We start from the raw sequence: 16,614 nt of genomic DNA on the forward strand, positions 1-16,614 counted from the left end.
ACGGTTGTCCACGCTCCTGGTCGATCCATCCAGGAAGGTTGGGACATGTTCTTCAGGGCTCGGGCCAGCCTGTAAGTGGCGAGTAACAGGACCGCGCTGGAACGTCGCGCGGTCCTTTGTTCTGCCCACTCGCCCGCTCATTCCTGAGGGAAGTTCATGTCTTCTACCGATTCCTCTTCTTCTCTGCGATCCTCGCTACCACGGCCCAGGTGGCCATTGCTATTGTCCAATGCCTTGGATGCCGCTGGGCGTCGGGGTGTCGACTTCGTAACTGATGTCTTGGCGGTACTGGTTCTTGGAGCCAGTGCTGCGCAGATGGGTTTGCTCAACGCCATCGGAACACTGGCATTCCTCGTGCTGGGGATCCCGATTGGGGTCCTGGTCGACCGCTCGCCCACGGTGCGGCTGCTCGCTGGCTCTGGCCTGGTCCGAGCAATGCTGCTGGCGACGGTGATCACTGCCCTGGCACTGGACTCGCTGACCATGGTCCACTTGTACCTGGTCGCTGGGTTAGTCGGCACCACTACGGTCGTCACCGAGACCACACAGACTGCCATTGCCCTCGAGTCGCCGGACAGGACGCGGTGGCCGCCCTGGAGATGCTCGATCCTCCACGCGATGAGTTCCCGCCTCGCCCCGACGAGACCTGTCACTATTACGAGGCGGAAATCAGCTTCTTCGAACGAGTCGACGTCCACGTCGTCTGCTTCGCCTCCGACCAGGTCAGCAGGATCGGAACGGTTCCCGCGCCATGACCCGGAGGATCGCACCGACACCCCGCCGATCCGTGTCCTGATCGCGGATGACGACCAGCTCGTCCGCACCGGCGTCGCCGCTATTCTCGCCTCCGCCACTGACCTTGACATCACCGCCCTCGCCAGCAACGGCCACGAGGCCGTCGACGCCGCGGCAACACACCGCGTTGACGTCGCACTGCTGGATATCCAGATGCCACGACTCGACGGCATCGGAGCTCTCCGTGAGATCCGGCACCGACTGCCCGAGCTTCCGATCGCCATGCTCACCACCTTTTCCGACGACCATCTCATCGCCGATGCGATCAACGCCGGCGCCCTCGGTTTCCTCCTCAAGTCCGACGAACCTCAGCAACTCATTGCCGGCGTCAGGGCCTCGCGCACGGCGGAGGCGCGTTCTCCCCTCGAGTCGCCCGCTGGCTCGCCGCCGAGCAACGAGCGGGCCACCGCACCCGAACCGCGCGAGACGAACTCACTGCCCTGCTCACCGAGCGCCAGATCGAGCTCCTCACCCACATCGCTCGCGGACTCTCCAACGCCCAGATCGGCAGGGCCATGCATCTGTCCGAAGGCACCGTCAAGCAATACGTCTCCCAGCTCTTCAACACCCTCGGCATCGACAACCGTGTCCACGCCGCCATCACCGCCTACCGACATGGACTCATCACCTGAAGCCGACCCTGACCACACTAATGGTGGGTAGTGGCGCACTCGAGAGCATGGTCATCGTCGGCATCTAGATGGCGGTCGTCTACAGCGGCGCAATCTTTTAACCAAAGTGGACAGCGCGTCCGCGATCAGTCCCCGCTCCCCTGATCGTCGAAGGCAGTAGCGTCGTGACGGTTTCGATGCGCGTGATGATCGCGAGGGATGGCTACAAGCACCTCCTGCGCACGGTCGCGGCCAAGGACGACGACCGCGAGCCAACCCCGTAGGGCCGGCAAAGTAGTTGCGTTTCGATCGGGTAGTTTCTGCGGTTCCCAGATTACGGGCTTAAGGGTCGTTCGTGCTGTCCGCACAGGCCTCAGTCAACCTGCGTCTCGATGCAGTAGCGTCGCAGTTCTGCGATCATCGCGGTCTTGGGGGTGCTGACGAAGCGGAACGCATGGCTGAAACGGACGCGCATTCCTCCAGCCTCGAGGTAGCCGTCGCAGGAAGCGCGTCGTCCGTGGGTGACGACAGAAATGACCTCCACCCGCTCGGGAGAACGGCGGGCGCACCTCTCGGGCTGCACTGGGCCGCTGTGTGTGGATTTCTCGATGAGCGTCCAGCTCATGTCATCGGCAAGCCACTCGGAGAGGGCCTCCAGCTCTCCCTTGGCCCGGTTCACAACGAAGTCTCCGTCAACGCACTTCCGTGAAGACTCATGGTGCTATGGCTCGATCCGATGCGCCCGGCCTTTCTCCGCGATCGGCACGCACATTTCGATGGGTCTATCAGGCTCCCAGCTGACCTGTCCTTGGTAGATGATGCCGAGTTTCCCGTGGCGCCGTCTCGCTAGTCGGCCATGGCGAAGCAGTGTCGCCGCCGTGTTGCTCCTGCTCACGTCTCACAACTCACATCGAGTCGCCGCTCGCCCATGAGCCGAACTTCGGGGACGCTGCTGTACCACGCATGATGAGAATCACGCAGGGCACGTAGAGTGCTGCGGCGCAGAGCCAGAGGAAGCCGTCGGCGTTGATGTAAGTGAGCGCGAAGATCGTTGTGAAAGCGACCGGTCCGAAGATCGATGTGACGCTGTTGATGCTGGCGAGCACACCCTGGAGGCGCCCTTGGTGCTGTTCATCGACGCGCTGGGAGAGAAGGGTTTGCAGAGCGGGGAGGCCGATGCCACCGATCCCCAGTGCCGCCAAGATAGGCGCCATGGAAAATGCGTCAGTGACAATCGCCAGGCCTACGAGACCCAAGGCGTCGGTAACACACCCGATGATGACTGTTTTTGCCTCACCGATCCACTCCACGATGCGGCCAGTAAGGAGGGCCTGCACGAGAACCTGTACGATCCCGAAGACGGACAGGGAGATTCCAACTTCGACGGGACTCCAGTCGAGGCGGTGTTCAGTAAACAGCACCCAGGTCGCACCTGGAGCCTGCCCAATGAATTGAACAAGGCCGAATGCGACTAATAGGAAGGTAATCCCAGGCACCGCGCTGAGGCCGGGGCGACCACGATGCTGAGCGAGCGACGCAGAGCGCGCAGGGGAATCAGGACGGGTCTCGCGTAACAAGATAAAGGTGAGTGCCAGATTGCTCGCTGAGAGAAGAGCAGCGAGCAAAAACGGCAGATGTGGCGAGATGGCACCGAACAGTCCACCCATGGCTGGCCCGCGATCATTCCGCCGCCATAGCAGGCACTGAGTAAACCGAAACGCTTGGCGCGCTGGTGGGGTGGCGTGATGTCGGCGATCACGGTGGCGGTGACCGCATTGGTCGCTCCGGTTATCCCAGCCACTGCACGGGCGATATAGAACACCGACAGAGCGGATGTCGTGGCGAGCACGAGATAGTCGACGGTCGCACCGGCCAGGGAAACAAGCAGCACCCGGCGGCGGCCGAATCGGTCCGACAGTGTTCCCAGTACGGGGGCAAAGATGAACTGCATTACCGCGTAGAGCGCGATCAGCACTCCGACGTTCAGCGGAACCGCATCAGCGGTGACCCCTGCCTCGTGTAGCAGTGCGGGGAGAATCGGCATCACCAGGCCCATGCCGGCGGCGTCGAGGCTAGCCGTGATGAGGACCGTGGCCAACGAGCCACGAGCGGAAGTGAGAGATGACACCTTATCAACGATAAAGTTATCGATGATAAAGTGCAAGCATGGCTCAGAAACAAGCGCGACTCGATCGTGCAGCAGTCTTGCGCGGTGCGAGGCATGTGCTCAATAACACGGGATCGACGGTTTCACCACGCGGGCGCTGGCTGCGCATCTGCGGGTGCAGCAGCCAGCGCTCTACTGGCACTTTCGGACAAAGGGCCACCTGCTCGGATCGCTCGCAGCTGATGTGCTTGATCGCGAACACCACGCCTCACTCCCAGAGTCAGGGAGCGCTGGGACGACTTTCTCCTGCGCAACGCGCGGAGCTTCCGGACAGCGCTTCTGGCAGTCCGGGATGGAGCACGGCTGCACGCAGAGTTTCACCGTCAAAAGAGTGACCAGATGCCAGCGGGCTCGGATGCCCCGAAAGTCAGATCGAGTTTCTCGTGTCCGAAGGATTCGCTGAGGTCTCTGCGGTCCGAGCTCTCATGGCTATCAGCCGCTATACGGTCGGTTTCGTACTAGAAGAACAAACAGCGCTCGACAACGGATGTGAGCCTGTCGATCAAGACCTAGATTTCGAGTTCGGGTTAGTTGCAATGGTTGAAGGGCTGGCATCAAAGCGATGAGGGATGCTCGCGCTTTGGGTCTCTGCGTCAGTAAGGTCAATCCTTTCCCGCTCCCGCAGCAGCTCCTCCGCGATACTGACGTTTTGCTCATGGCTACGGAGCTCACTAACGAGCAAATCAGGGACCGTATGCATGTCGCGTCGCGATCGCGGAACGGCACATCAGCAGCATCTTCACCATGCTCGACCTTAACGAGCGCACAGGAAACAAGCGCGTCATCGCCGTCCTCGAGTACCTCAAGAACTAAGCGTCGAGTGCGTGACCGGCGCGATGACCATAGGTAACGGCGGTTTAGCATCGGTGCCGCATCTTGACACGACTCAATCCGCGACAGCTAACCTCCGCATATGGAGTTCGACGGAATGGAGATCCCCGACGATATCGAGGTCACGGTCTGGGGAGCAACGAGCACCGGCTCTGTAACGTCTGCCGCGCAGAATGCGACCCGAGCCGAGCGGCGCCGACGGGTACGGCGTGTGAATCGTCTACGTCTGCCGCGACCACGGAGTCCAATCCGTCGTGGACCCATTCGAGCATCTCCGTTGAAGCGCGCTCTTCGCTATCTCCCTGCATTGACGCAAACATCGCGCTCTCCGCCTTCCGAGGGTAGATCCCAAGATCTGCGGCGCACCTGCCCAGTGTGACGATCTCGATCAGGGTCATGACCGCTGGGGACGGGTACCGGTACCTGCTGAACGCAGTTGTCGCTGGCGACGGGGATCGCGATGCGTCGTCAGCGCTGACAAGGTACTACCTTGAAGCAGGAACGCCTCCCGGCATCTGGCTCGGGCCGGCCTCCCAGGACTCGCCGGAGAGATCGCCGTCGGTGCCTCGGTGAGCGAGGAGCAGTTACGGCGCCTCATGGGGCACGGGCAGGATCCGAACAGCGGCGAGCAACTGGGGCGTCCGTACCGAAAGTTTGCCACCGCGGGCGAGCGGACGCAGCGCCGCCTCGATCAGCTCCCGAAGTCCCTTACCGCAGGTGAGCGTACCGCGCAGCAAGCGCTGATCGAGGCGGAGGAAGCACAGAAGCCAACGAATGCGCCGGTCGCAGGGTTCGATCTCACGTTCTCGGTCCCGAAGTCCGTCTCGACCCTCTGGGCAGTTGCCGACGGCGGCACGCAAGCACTCATTGCCCAAGCTCACCACGCAGCGATCCGAGACATGATCGCCCTACTCGAGCGCGACGTCGCGATGACCAGGGTCGGCGCGAAAGGGGCGCGTGGCGCCGTCGCGCAAGTCGACGTGCGGGGTGTGATTGCGACTGCCTACGATCATTACGATTCTCGGGCCGCGGATCCACAACTCCACACGCACATTGTCGTCGCCAACCGCGTGCAAGCAGCTCATGACGGGAAGTGGCGCACGCTCGATTCTCGCGCTATCCACGCCGCCGTCACCGGCCTATCGGAGCATTACAACGCGGTCCTCTCGGACCATCTCACTCAGATCCTCGGCGTCGGGTGGGAAGCCCGTGAGCGCGGTGCGGGGCGCTCCACGGCGTGGGAGATCGTTGGCGTGCCGCAGGAGCTGATGGACGAGTTCTCTTCCCGTACTCGCGATATCGAGCAGGTCAAAGACCGGCTGGTCGACGACTACGTCTCGAAGCACGGAGGCAGCCGTCCCGAAGCTGGTGTGGCAGTTCCGGCAGCAGGCCACGCTCGAGACTCGGCCCCCGAAGCAGCAGCACTCTCTCAGCGATCTCACCTCCCAGTGGCGAGAACGCGCGACCGCGTTGCTGGGTGAGGACGCGCCAACCTGGGCGTCGGCACTGCTCGCCGGTAGTGAGCACGAACCGTTGCTGCGGGCAGACGATATCCCGTTGGAGGATCTCGAGGAGGTCGCCGAGGTCGTGGTGCAGCAGGTCGGTGACCGGCGAGCGACGTGGAAACGGTGGAACCTCCACGCGGAGGCCGTGCGACAGACGATGGCTCTCCGCTTCGCGTCCGCGAACGACCGGGACGTCATCACCCAGCAGATCGTCGATGCCGCAGAACGGGTCTCGCTGCGCCTCACTCCGCCCGAGCTCGCGAAGAGCCCCTCGCTGTTTCGTCGCGCGGACGGGTCGAGCGTGTTCCGACCCAAAGCCGGAACGGTGTTCTCCTCCGAGCAGGTGCTCGCGGCAGAAGACCGACTCCTTGGCGCGTCGAATGATCGGTCGGCGCCGACCGTACCGCTGGCATGGATCGAGGACGCTGCCAGAACGAAGAACCGCGACGGGCACACCCTGTCGGTGGACCAGGAGCAGGCGATCGCGAAGATCGGCGTCTCCGGCCGCGTCCTCGACGTACTCGTCGGCCCCGCAGGGACTGGGAAGACCACAACGATGCGTGCCCTGCGCCGAGCCTGGGAGCGACGCTACGGGCCAGGCTCGGTGACCGGGCTCGCGCCCTCGGCCGCTGCCGCCGACGTCCTCGCCGGGGATCTGGAGATCGGGACGGAGAACACGGCGAAGTGGCTGCATGAGCATCGCCTCGGGAAATGGAACCTCACGCGCGGACAGCTCGTCATCATCGACGAAGCCTCCTTGGGTGGCACGTTCGCGCTCGATGCCATCACCAGTCACGCCCAGCAGGTCGGCGCGAAAGTGCTGCTCGTGGGCGATTGGGCGCAACTCGCAGCGGTGGACGCGGGCGGCGCGTTCGGGATGCTCGTGCGTGACCGCGGCGACGCCCCGGAACTGGTCGATGTGCGTCGCTTCCGAAACGACTGGGAGAAGCAGGCGTCCCTGCAGTTGCGGATCGGCGACACCGACGTCATCGATACCTACATTGCGCACCAGCGCGTCACGCCGGGCGGATATGACGAGATTCTCGAAGCCGCCTACCAAGCCTGGCGCACAGACCTCGCAGCGGGAAAGAGCACGGTGCTGATCGCGGAAACCCTCGACACGGTCTCTGCGCTCAACACCCGCGCCCGCACCGACCGAATCCTCCAGGGCGACGTCGCTGTGGACGGCGTCAAACTCCATGACGGCAACGAAGTTTCCCGCGGAGATCTCATCATCACCCGCGAGAACAATCGGCGCCTCTCGCTCGGGCGAAGCTGGGTGAAAAACGGCGACCGCTGGCACGTCGCCCATGCGAACGACGACGGATCCCTCACCGTGCGGCGGGCAGGATCGAAGCGGCGCACCACGATCACGCTGCCCGTGAGCTACGTCGCCGAGCACGTCGACCTCGGCTAGCCGAGGTTCCCCAAACACACTCACCTGTGAACGTGCGCGTGCGCGCGGTTCTATTCTACCGGTCGCCGTGAGGACGCTCACGCGACCGACTCGTCATCGCGGGCCGAGAGACCACGAATCGCGAAAGTTGTGTCGTGCATGGTGGCTCTGGGGTGGCTACTCAGGTATCGCGTTCCAGATTCCGGCCCACTGCTCCGGTGTCAGGTCCCTCGGCAGTGCGCGTGTATCGACGCCGCACTGCCTCAGGAGTTGCCGGGCTCGGCCGGGGTCGATGTGGCTCGCGTTCGCGATGACACGGTCGAGGGTTCTGCCTCGGCCGGTGAATACCGCGCGTACGAACTGTTGGTACCGGGTGCGCTGCGAGCCGGGAATCAGCGGATCTTTGCGCCTGCTGATCTGGATGATGCCGCCATCGACGCTGGGGCGTGGTCGGAAACCCAGGAGGGAACCCGGCCGTGGAGGTCGAAGGTGAACCAGGGCGCGGTTTGTGCGGTCAACATGGTGGAGCCACCGATCCCGCAGCGTTTGCGGGCGACCTCCCATTGCGTAAGGAGCACCGCCTGAGTCCAGGTGCCGACGCGGAGAAGTCGGCGCAGGATCGGGGTGGTGAGATGGAAGGGGATGTTCCCACGATCACGGGTGGTCGAGAGGGACGGTGAGCGCGTCGGCGTGATTGATTTTCACATCCGGCAGCGCGCGGCGGAGGCCAGCGATCCGGTGCTCATCGAGGTCAATCGCGGTCACCGGCCTGCCGAGCTGGGCGAGAGGTCTCGTGAGTGCGCCGTCTCCAGCGCCAAGTTCGAGTATCGGCCCTTTCGTCGCGGTGACTAGAGCGGTGATCTTGCTGATTGTGGGTGTGTGGATGAGGAAGTTTTGGCCGAGTTCGTGGCGGCCACCGTGGGATGAACGAGGCATGTTCGCGCTCCAAGAAAGAAAGGATGGAATGAACCGCACTGGGTCTGATGGAGACTCGTGCTATTTGATTCCGACCAGCTGTTTGCGGTCGGTTTGGCCAGCATAGAACGCCTGCTCGAACTCGGCGGGCGGGATGTCGCCGAGGTAGCCGTGGAGGCGCTGCGTGTTGTGCCAGTGCACCCAGCCCAGGGTTGCGAGTTCGAGGTCCTCCGCGGTCTTCCAGGGCCTGGTCGGGCGGGTCCGCGGACGAGTTCGGCCTTGTAGTAGCCGTTCACGGTCTCGGCGAGGGCGTTATCGTAGCTGTCGCCGACGGTCCCGATCGAGGGGTGGCGCCGATCTCGGCGAGCCGTTCGCCGTAGCGGATCGATGTGAATTGACTGCCCGCGTCGCTGTGACAGCGCAGGTCGTCGTGGTGGGTGCCGCGACCCCAGCGGGCCATCTCGATCGCGTCGAGGATCATCTCGGTGCGCATGTGTGAAGCGCATCGCCAGCCGACGATCATCCGGGAGAACGCGTCGATGATGAAGCACACGTAGGCCACCCCGGCCCACGTCGCCACGAACGTCAGATCGGTCACCCAGAGCCGGTTCGGTGCCGGCGCGGTGAACTCCCGCTGCACCAGGTCCGGGTGCCTGGGGGCGGCTGGATCGGCCTTGGTGGTCGTGACTCGCCTAGAACGCGTGGCGCCCTCGATACCGGCGGCACGCATCAACCGGCCGGTCTGGTCACGGCCGATGTCGATCCCGGCACGACGGGCGGCTTTCCACAGCTTGCGGACACCGTAGACGCGATAGTTGTCCTCCCACAGCCTCACCAGCTCCGGGACCAGGGCAGCGTCGCTTATCGACCGCGCCGACGGGACACGATCCCTGGCGGCGTAGTAGGTGCTCGGAGCCACCTGCAACACGCTGCAGATGGGCTCGACTCCGAGCGGGCGACCCTCAACCATGTCGTCCTTGTTCGCGTCGATGAATGCGACTACTTCCGGTGTTGGCGGTCGAGCTCCGCCCCGAAGAAACTCGCTGCGCGCTTGAGTATTTCGTTGGCTCGGCGAAGCTCGCGGACCTCCTGCTCGAGCTCCCGCACGCGCCGGGCCTCGACGGTCGTCACGCCGGCGACGTGACCCTCATCGATGTCGGCCTGCTTGACCCACGACCGCACCGACTCGACGCCGTATCCGAGTTGCGCCGCGACGCGCTGCACCGTCCCATGCTCGGTCCCCAGCTCGGCCCGCAACGTTCGCACCATCCGGACCGCGGCGGCCTTCTCCTCCGGCGAGTACCGACGCGTCGTCGGCTTCCCTGCTGTCTGCTCTTTCGGCATAACCCCATCCTCGTTTCCAAGGTTAGGAGTCTCCAACAAACTCAGTGCGGTTCAGAACGCCTCGGAAACAGGGCAGAGCGCAGACGGAGAAAATGGATGCGCAAAATCGCCGTTCCGAGACGCGAATGGTCTCTCGGATGGACGACGCGCGAAGCGTTCAGCGAGGCGCGCCGTCAGGCGCGGCGGTCGCGAACAGCAAGCGTGTGCGTCACAGCGAACACGCAAATCAAGTTACCCATGCCGATCATCTTACCCGATCGCAGCACAGAGTTCATCGGAGCAGCAAACCCGGGAATCACAGGCCGCGTGCTGGCCCGTCACGACCTGGGTCGCTGCCGGGGTGGTGCGCTGGAACGGGTTGAGTTGCCGCTCTCGCTGCTCCAACAGCCGTCGTGTCTGTTCCTGCTCGGCCCGCTTGGCTGCAATGATTCGTGCAGCGTCGTTGACTGAGAGGTTGCGGAGTTCGTCGGCTTCGGCGCGCGCCAATGTTGCTCGCGTGAGGGCGTCTCGGGCGGCACGCTGTGGGTTGACGGTGCGCATTCCGAACTGATCGCTGCGTGCTTGCTCGGTTCCAATTTCACGAGCCAACAATGCGAACCGTTCTTGCTTGTGTCGCCGCGAGGTTTTTCCTCGGTCGGTGCGCGCAGCGTCGGCGGCGCGGGCGGCTTCGGCCACGCGGGGGTCACCTTTCGCTTTCTGTGCCGCTGTCTGGGCTGCCCATCCGGGGAGTGCTTGGTGATTACGGGGCGGTGCGCTGCCCCAGTTGTCGCGCACTCGCGCCCGTTGAGTCTGCGTCTGTTCCTTCGCGGCCTGGTGCTCGGCGCGGGCTTTGCGCCGACCGAACCTGCCGACGGCCGAGAGTCGGGTGCTGGCGGCGGCTTCGTCCTCGACAGCGGCAAGGTAGGTCGCGCCGTCCTGCTCTGCTCGTTGGACGAGTGGCCTGGTGACTTCGGTACGGACGTGCTCGGCTGCGTCCTCAGCAGCGTGGATTACGGCGTCGGCTTGCTCATCTTCGGCACGGTGGGCGTCTCGTTGGGCGTCGAGGCGCGCGGCTTTTTGCTCCCACCGGTCTGCCTGCTCCTTGGCGCGCTCGGCTACCTGGTCGAGGCGAGCGAGTTCTTCGGTGACGAGCTTGACCGGGCCATTGGCGACGAGGCCGCGTACGGCTTCTGCTGCTTGGGCTGTGACGTGGGCGAGGCCTCGGTCTGCAGGGTCGCGTTCCAATGCCTCGATGAACTGTGCTCTGGCATCGGCCATGTCTTCGGCGATGACATGCAGCCGGTTGGTCTCGCGGCCTCTGGTCATCCCGACGTAGACCCGGCCGCGGTGGTCGCCTCCGACAGGATTGTGTGGGAGGTGGTGACGGTTGCGCCTTGGACGCCATACGCGGTCGCCGCATAGGACAGGTGCGCATGCCCGGCCACATACTCCGGCGGCAGGGTGACAGTGCGGGGGTTCTTGCGGCCGCTGCCAACCTCGCGGGCATAGACGGTGCCGTCGTCGGCGATGTGCTGGACGATCCATTGCTGTCGGTTTGCGACTCCGAGCGCGGTGTCATTTCTGCGGGTCTGGATCAGGTCACCGGCCCCGATGGGCAGGCCGTCGCTGCCGGTTGCCGTCACCTCGTCATCAACCTCGCCACGCTCAACCCGGCCGGTGCGCATGCGCTCATTCAACTCCGCCGCCTCGTCGTTCGTAACGACCGTGATCGCCTCGCCATGGTGAGCGGTCTCGGTGATACGCTCGCAGGCTTGCTCATCATCGGCGTGCAACGTCACGAGCCCCAGCACGGCAAGCTGGTCGAACACGTCGCCAGGGGTCTCGCGATCGCGCAACGCCAGCGTGAGTGCTGCGTACTCGGCATCGGCGAACCTGTGTAGTTCGGTCATGTCATAGGTTCGGCCACGTATCTGCGCGGCCATTTCGAGCACCCCGCCTCGGCCGACGGCGGGGAGTTGGGCGCGGTCGCCGACGAGCGCGACGTTCGCGCCTGCCTCGGCAGTGACGGCCAGGAGGGCGTGAGCGGTGTCTTGGTCGAGCATCCCGGCCTCGTCCACGATCACCCGCTCACCCCGCGACAAGCGCGTATCTTTCGGCGGGCCGGTGTAGGCGCGACCACTCTCGGGGTCGGTATCGCCCACAGCGATGCGTGTCCATACGCCGTCAGCATTCCAGCGCCACCCGTGCGCATACACGAGCGCCGCGACGCTGGTTGCGGGCACCCGAGTTCTTCGTGCGCGACCTGCGCGGCGCGCAACGTCGGGGCAACCACCCGCGACGGTCTGCCATGCTCGGCGGCAACGTCGATGGCGGTGCGGAGCATGGTCGTCTTTCCGCTGCCTGCTGCTCCTTCCACGATCACCAGCGCATCGGCAGATGCGACGGCCGCTGCCGCGACCGTCTGCCCTCTATCGAGTCCGGCGGCGATCGCCGCCTCTGTCACGTCGGGGTGCTCCGACTTCCGCTTTGGCTTCGTGGCGGTGAGTTGGTCGCGGAGCGCGGCCTCTGCGGTGAGCACGCTGAGGCTGGTCAGGTGCGCGACATGCTCCGGCGTCGCCGCGCCAGGCGGCAGCACCGAGAAGCAATCCGAGACGGCAAGCTCGGTCGCCAGGGTGATGAACTCCCGTAACTCGGCAGGGGTTGCCTGCACACCTGCTTCGGTGGTGATGCGGGTGACGTGCTCCTGGAGCGTGTGCCTCGTCCACGCCGAGGATGAGGCGGCGCTCCGATCCAGCGCCCGCGATGCAACCTCCTGCACTGATAGCTCATCCACCGCGACGGCTGGTTGCGAGGTGCGGTGCTCAGACGTTGCGGGGTCGTATCCGGCCTCACGGAGTTCCTGCACCCACCATTGCTCATCCTTGAGGTCGACAGGCTTCTTGCCAGGCCGCTGGTGCGTCCACGCGATGCCTTGCAACCGCGCCGTCATCACCCGCCCCAGCTCCTCGCCCGGATGCGCGGCCTCCCACTCGGCTTCGAGCCGGTCGAGGTTGCGCCTGATCTGCGCCGACCGCTTCGACATCATCGCGTTGAACGGCTCCAACTCCCTGATTTCGCCGCTGGCCGGGTCGAGAGCCAGGCCATGCCTGGTAAGGGTCTGCGCGAGCTGCGGGTGCGCAGCGATCACCGCCGTACCGAGGGCGCGGATCGCGCCCTGCTGCTTGAACAACGCTGCCGTATCCAGTGCCCGCCACTTCCCAGCCGCCCACACCCGCATGCCGATCTGCATATGGATATGCCGATGCGGATCACCCGCACGCGAGGTCTTATGACGGATACCGACGACCTGCATCCGCTCGATAGGCAACACTTCCCGCGCATCACGCGGACCGACCCGAGTGACCGAGTGCTGACCCAGCCACTGGCGAATCTCCGCAAGGGCGTCCTGCTGCGCAGCGTCGAGTGCCACCGATACATCGGGGTGGAGTGCAGCGGCAACCGACAGGCTCTTGGGGCATTGATCGTCATCTCCGCGAACAACGGCGACCCTTCATACCCACGGCCGCCGCGCGCGGAGTTCCCATCGACTCGCCCGTGCCGGGATTGATCCAGTCCACCCACCCCTCGTACTCATCCGCCGACAGAGCGTGGGTAGCGGTGACTTCGCCGCGCCCGTCGAGTACCGCGTACTCGGCCACGGCATCATCCGCGCCGAGGTAATACTCATCCGCGCGGGAACGGTCGGCTTCGATATAACGGCGCGCGGCAGCACCGTTGCCGCGAAACAGGATCACCCCGCCCTTCATCTCGGCCTCCCTCATGAGTTGTCTCATGAGGGAGGTGCGCACGCCCCACCCACGGTGGCATACGTGCATAGATTTTGTAGATGTGAATGCCGAAATCGAGAGCGGCGGAAACGAGGGTGGGCGCGCTCGGAGACGAACGAGGCCTGTGATATGTGCGCTTTGACCGGAGAGCTATACACAAAGTCGTAATGATGCCTGGATAGGCTAGATGTATAGATACGCAGCAGGTGGTGTTCCTCCACGGCATCGGCGTCGGACCCGACTCGTGGACGAGCAGCTCGCCGCGCTCCCTGAGGGCTTCACCGGCATCGCACCCCAAATCGCGGGACTCACCGACACCGACCGCAGCACATTCACTCTCCGCGGCGCGGCGGCAGACGTGATCAGTGATCTCGATGGCCGAGAGATCGACCGGGCTCATCTTTGCGGGTTATCGCTTGGGGCACCGCGGGTGCTCATGGCAATGCAGTCCGCGCTCATGCGCGTGCTGCCCGCACGCGTGGTCGCACCCGATGGCACTCACCGTACTCGGAGAAGTTGCACGCATTCGCCCGCATCTTGCACGCATCAACGTTCCGACGCTTGTGCTGTGTGGCCCGAAGGACCGCGCGAATCTGCCCGCCGCCCGCACGCTTGCAGCGGGCATGCCGCCCGCACAGTGGTGCGTCATCGGCGGTAGCGGGCACGAACTCAACTCCCAGAAGCCCGACGAAATGAACACCGAGATTACTGCGTTCCTCCAGCAAGTCGCGTGTCCCGCCGGAAACCTGCGGGCCGTGCTGTATCTCTGCTGTCATGCACCGATTCCGAACCAACCAAGGTCGTAGACTGCGCGGGCGGCGAGGATGAATCCGATGATTCCGATCACCCATGCCGTTGTTGCTTGGGCGTGCTTGGTCAGCCAGGCGTCCATGCGCAGTAGAGGTGTTTCCAATGCTGATGTTGCGATGAGACGCAGGGTCAGGAGCGTCAGTGCGGGGGCGATCATGACGATGCAGTATCCGACAAGGATTAGGACGGACCCCGGCCAGCCCGGGCCTTGGGTCGTGATGATTCCGATCCCGGCGAGATACGGAAGCATTGATGCGGCCTCGATTGCTACGGCAGTCAACGCCAACCCCATCAACGCAGTAAATGAGCTTGCGCCGTTGTCATCGCGCATAATCCGGCTGCGCCAGCCGAGGAGCCTGCCGCCGCCAGTCGCGGCACGTTCGACTGCTTTCGAGCGAGCTTTCTTCGTGTCCATCAACTGACTGACCACGAGTAGGAGGACACCGAGCGAGAACTGTGCGATGAGGAATCCATCGGATGCTAAGAGATCACGGTATGCGTTTGCGAGTGCGGTCGCACCCAGGAGCAAGATGACTCCCAAGGCGAAGTAGGAGGCAGTGACGGTGCCGAGATAGATGACAAGTCTGCCGATGCGGAGCCTGCCCGGGGCGGCCAACAGCCAGATCGGGATCAGCAGGGTGCCGAAGCTCCCGGAATCCACGAGCGCGAGTACGATGAGCGACCCGAGAGAGGCCGAATCCATCATGACGGCCCCAACCGAATCCGACGCTCGCACTCCGCAAGAGCGTTACTGCCTGAACTGTGATGCGACGCGACGACCTCCTCATCGATCACGATCTCACAGCTGATGAACGTTGCTCCGTCTCCGACTTCCGCCGACGCGGTCACACCCCGGAATGGGAAGAAGCCATCCGTCTCAATCGTGAACTCTTGACTGTACGGAATATCCACGACGTCCTCACGCAGACTCTGGGGCTAGTTGAGGAGTCCACCTTGACCTCCACAGCACGAGCGGTGTCGCCGTCGCTATCGAAACGAACCTCGATCACGATTTCGTCCGCGGTCGTGGCATCCGGTGATTGTTCCTGGGTCGAAGTACCCGTCGTCATACCGTCGACCGTGTCTGCGATCACGCCGCAACCGGTCATGCCAAGTAGCGCCAGCGCAAGCACGGCAGTGAGACTGCCAACACGAAACCTTTCTCTCACAGTCATGATCCGTCCGTTTCTCAAGGCAGTCCGAAACCACCACCCTTGTAGCACGATCGTGCCACAGACAGGACTCTAGCACGGTCGTGCTAGAGTCCTGTTTGTGGCCAGAAGCATCGACAAAGAAGCTCGCAAGGAGCAGCTTGCGGAGGCGGTCTGGCAGGTGATCCTCGATAAGGGCATCGGCGCTGTCTCTGTCCGCACTGTCGCACAACAAGCGGGCCTGGTTGTCGGGTCATTGCGGTACATCTTTCCCACCCGCACAGAAATGCTTGCATTCTCTGCGGAACTCATGGTCGCCCGTGCTACTGATCGCGTGCTCTCCACACCTTGGAATGACGACGTGATTGACTATGTCTTTAACGTCATCAAACGGCTTTTACCGCTGGATGCGGACAGCCGAGCCGAACTCGAAGTGAACCTGGCTCTCGTGGGTGAATGCCCGGCCGAACCCTCACTTGTTGCTATCCGGGATTACGCACACCTGCAACTTCGGGAAGCAATCACGAAGCTCGTTGAACTCCTCACTGGCAGCACTATGCGGGATGAGGCCCTGCTTGCGAAAGCACGGTGCCTGCATGCCCTCGTTGATGGTTTCTCGCTACATCTCCTACACGCCAAAGCGGGTGACGTCCAGCTCGTGCTTGATCTCGTGCGCGAAGAGATCACTCAGATCTCCAACACTCCACATTGACCGTTCGTGCGTCGCTGCACACTTGCCCGTCCATCAGCATTCTGCGGATGAGCCCGCACCTCTCTCGTGATGAACTTCTCTGCATTCACGTGATGTTGCGAATGAGACTGAGGTGCCGTGCCCTATGTGGCCAACGTCAGTGGGGTGAGAGCGGTGGTGCCGATTCGGCACCACCGCTCATTACCGTATGGTGATGCCAATTTGGCGGGACCGCTCCTCCCGCCCAGTAGTGTCACCGTGCCCCCTGTTGTGCGGGTTTGATGCCGGTGCCGGTGACTCACCGAGACCGCAGGTGCTGCGTACCGTTCAACCCAATGCAATCATATTCCCACATATAGTAGCGGAATTGCTGTGTGACTACTAGATGTTGTGGTTTCTGGTGCGTACCTGTCAGGTATGGACCCCATCACCGACACCACACCCGGCAGAACTATTCCAACAGGTGACCGGTCGCGGTACTCGCAGACGCCGCGGGCGCAGGCTTCCGCCACGCTCGGGGCGCGGCTGGCTGCTGCGTCGCGTCACGCGCAGGGCCTGGCAGCGGGAGTGCGTGACCCGGTGGTGTTGGCCGAATTGCGGGGGCTCTGCGCCGCGCCTCGAACGACGAACC

Annotated in this window: 10 protein-coding genes, 7 pseudogenes and 1 other annotated feature; of the genes and pseudogenes, 8 read left to right on the forward strand and 9 right to left on the reverse strand. The window is 63.7% G+C overall.

What is annotated here, in order from left to right:
• Positions 1 to 584: 584 nt before the first annotated feature.
• Both G7085_RS22415 and G7085_RS28740 read left to right on the forward strand, forming a co-directional pair.
• Positions 585 to 755 carry a hypothetical protein gene (locus G7085_RS22415; RefSeq protein ID WP_197513278.1) on the forward strand — a complete coding sequence of 57 codons (171 nt, stop codon included), beginning with the start codon at positions 585 to 587 and terminating at the stop codon, positions 753 to 755.
• A gap of 82 nt (positions 756 to 837) precedes the next feature.
• Positions 838 to 1,065: pseudogene (locus G7085_RS28740) on the forward strand (response regulator); the annotation flags it as partial.
• A 38-nt stretch (positions 1,066 to 1,103) separates the two neighbouring features.
• On the opposite strand, the gene G7085_RS28745 reads toward G7085_RS28740, so the two are convergent.
• Positions 1,104 to 1,271: a hypothetical protein gene (locus tag G7085_RS28745; RefSeq protein WP_231980861.1), complete on the reverse strand. Its 168-nt coding sequence runs from the start codon at positions 1,269 to 1,271 to the stop codon at positions 1,104 to 1,106.
• Here G7085_RS28745 and G7085_RS28750 point away from each other — a divergent pair, their 5' ends adjacent.
• Positions 1,272 to 1,427: a response regulator transcription factor gene (locus G7085_RS28750; RefSeq protein ID WP_331716064.1), complete on the forward strand. Its 156-nt coding sequence runs from the start codon at positions 1,272 to 1,274 to the stop codon at positions 1,425 to 1,427. It abuts the gene before it with no gap.
• Positions 1,428 to 1,779: 352 nt separating this feature from the next.
• Here the strand turns inward: G7085_RS28750 and G7085_RS22425 are convergent, their stop codons facing one another.
• Positions 1,780 to 2,085 (reverse strand): hypothetical protein, encoded by a 306-nt coding sequence (locus G7085_RS22425; RefSeq protein WP_197513141.1) that lies wholly within the window; start codon positions 2,083 to 2,085, stop codon positions 1,780 to 1,782.
• Between the two features lie 226 nt (positions 2,086 to 2,311).
• Positions 2,312 to 3,534, reverse strand: a pseudogene (gene tet(33), locus G7085_RS22430) (tetracycline efflux MFS transporter Tet(33)).
• Between the two features lie 276 nt (positions 3,535 to 3,810).
• Between tet(33) and G7085_RS36100 the strand changes: the two are divergent.
• The 4 genes and pseudogenes from G7085_RS36100 to G7085_RS22445 all read left to right on the forward strand — a co-directional run.
• Positions 3,811 to 4,035 (forward strand): annotated as a pseudogene (locus G7085_RS36100) (TetR/AcrR family transcriptional regulator C-terminal domain-containing protein); the annotation flags it as partial.
• Positions 3,939 to 4,139 (forward strand): annotated as a pseudogene (locus G7085_RS31645) (TetR/AcrR family transcriptional regulator C-terminal domain-containing protein); the annotation flags it as partial. The pseudogenes G7085_RS36100 and G7085_RS31645, both read left to right, overlap by 97 nt.
• Positions 4,140 to 4,973: 834 nt before the next feature.
• Positions 4,974 to 5,885 (forward strand): MobF family relaxase, encoded by a 912-nt coding sequence (mobF, locus tag G7085_RS22440; protein ID WP_197513143.1) that lies wholly within the window; start codon positions 4,974 to 4,976, stop codon positions 5,883 to 5,885.
• A complete protein-coding gene (locus G7085_RS22445; protein ID WP_197513145.1) occupies positions 5,875 to 7,326 on the forward strand; it encodes an AAA family ATPase in 1,452 nt (483 codons plus the stop codon). The genes mobF and G7085_RS22445 overlap by 11 nt, the downstream gene beginning before the upstream one ends.
• Positions 7,327 to 7,482: 156 nt before the next feature.
• Here G7085_RS22445 and erm read toward each other — a convergent pair.
• The 6 genes and pseudogenes from erm to G7085_RS22485 all read right to left on the reverse strand — a co-directional run bounded on the left by erm (position 7,483) and on the right by G7085_RS22485 (position 14,847).
• Positions 7,483 to 8,241, reverse strand: a pseudogene (gene erm / locus G7085_RS36105) (23S ribosomal RNA methyltransferase Erm).
• 60 nt (positions 8,242 to 8,301) lie between these two features.
• Positions 8,302 to 9,564 (reverse strand): annotated as a pseudogene (locus tag G7085_RS22460) (IS3 family transposase).
• Positions 9,131 to 9,265 (reverse strand) — a sequence feature (AL1L pseudoknot). Its footprint overlaps the pseudogene before it by 135 nt.
• A 249-nt stretch (positions 9,565 to 9,813) precedes the next feature.
• Positions 9,814 to 10,869, reverse strand: coding sequence for a hypothetical protein (locus G7085_RS31650; protein ID WP_197513148.1), 1,056 nt, complete (start codon positions 10,867 to 10,869; stop codon positions 9,814 to 9,816).
• Positions 10,866 to 13,009, reverse strand: a pseudogene (locus G7085_RS36110) (AAA family ATPase). Before G7085_RS36110 ends, G7085_RS31650 begins: the two are co-directional and overlap by 4 nt.
• A gap of 19 nt (positions 13,010 to 13,028) precedes the next feature.
• Positions 13,029 to 13,310 carry a hypothetical protein gene (locus G7085_RS22480; protein ID WP_231980843.1) on the reverse strand — a complete coding sequence of 94 codons (282 nt, stop codon included), beginning with the start codon at positions 13,308 to 13,310 and terminating at the stop codon, positions 13,029 to 13,031.
• 793 nt (positions 13,311 to 14,103) lie between these two features.
• Positions 14,104 to 14,847 (reverse strand): GAP family protein, encoded by a 744-nt coding sequence (locus tag G7085_RS22485; RefSeq protein WP_197513151.1) that lies wholly within the window; start codon positions 14,845 to 14,847, stop codon positions 14,104 to 14,106.
• A 566-nt stretch (positions 14,848 to 15,413) separates the two neighbouring features.
• Between G7085_RS22485 and G7085_RS22490 the strand changes: the two genes are divergently transcribed.
• Entirely contained in the window at positions 15,414 to 16,004 is a 591-nt protein-coding gene (locus tag G7085_RS22490) for a TetR/AcrR family transcriptional regulator (RefSeq protein WP_197513152.1), read from the forward strand.
• Positions 16,005 to 16,614: the final 610 nt, after the last annotated feature.

The sequence above is a fragment of the Tessaracoccus coleopterorum genome (assembly GCF_011174705.1).
Taxonomy (GTDB): Bacteria; Actinomycetota; Actinomycetes; order Propionibacteriales; family Propionibacteriaceae; genus Arachnia; species Arachnia coleopterorum.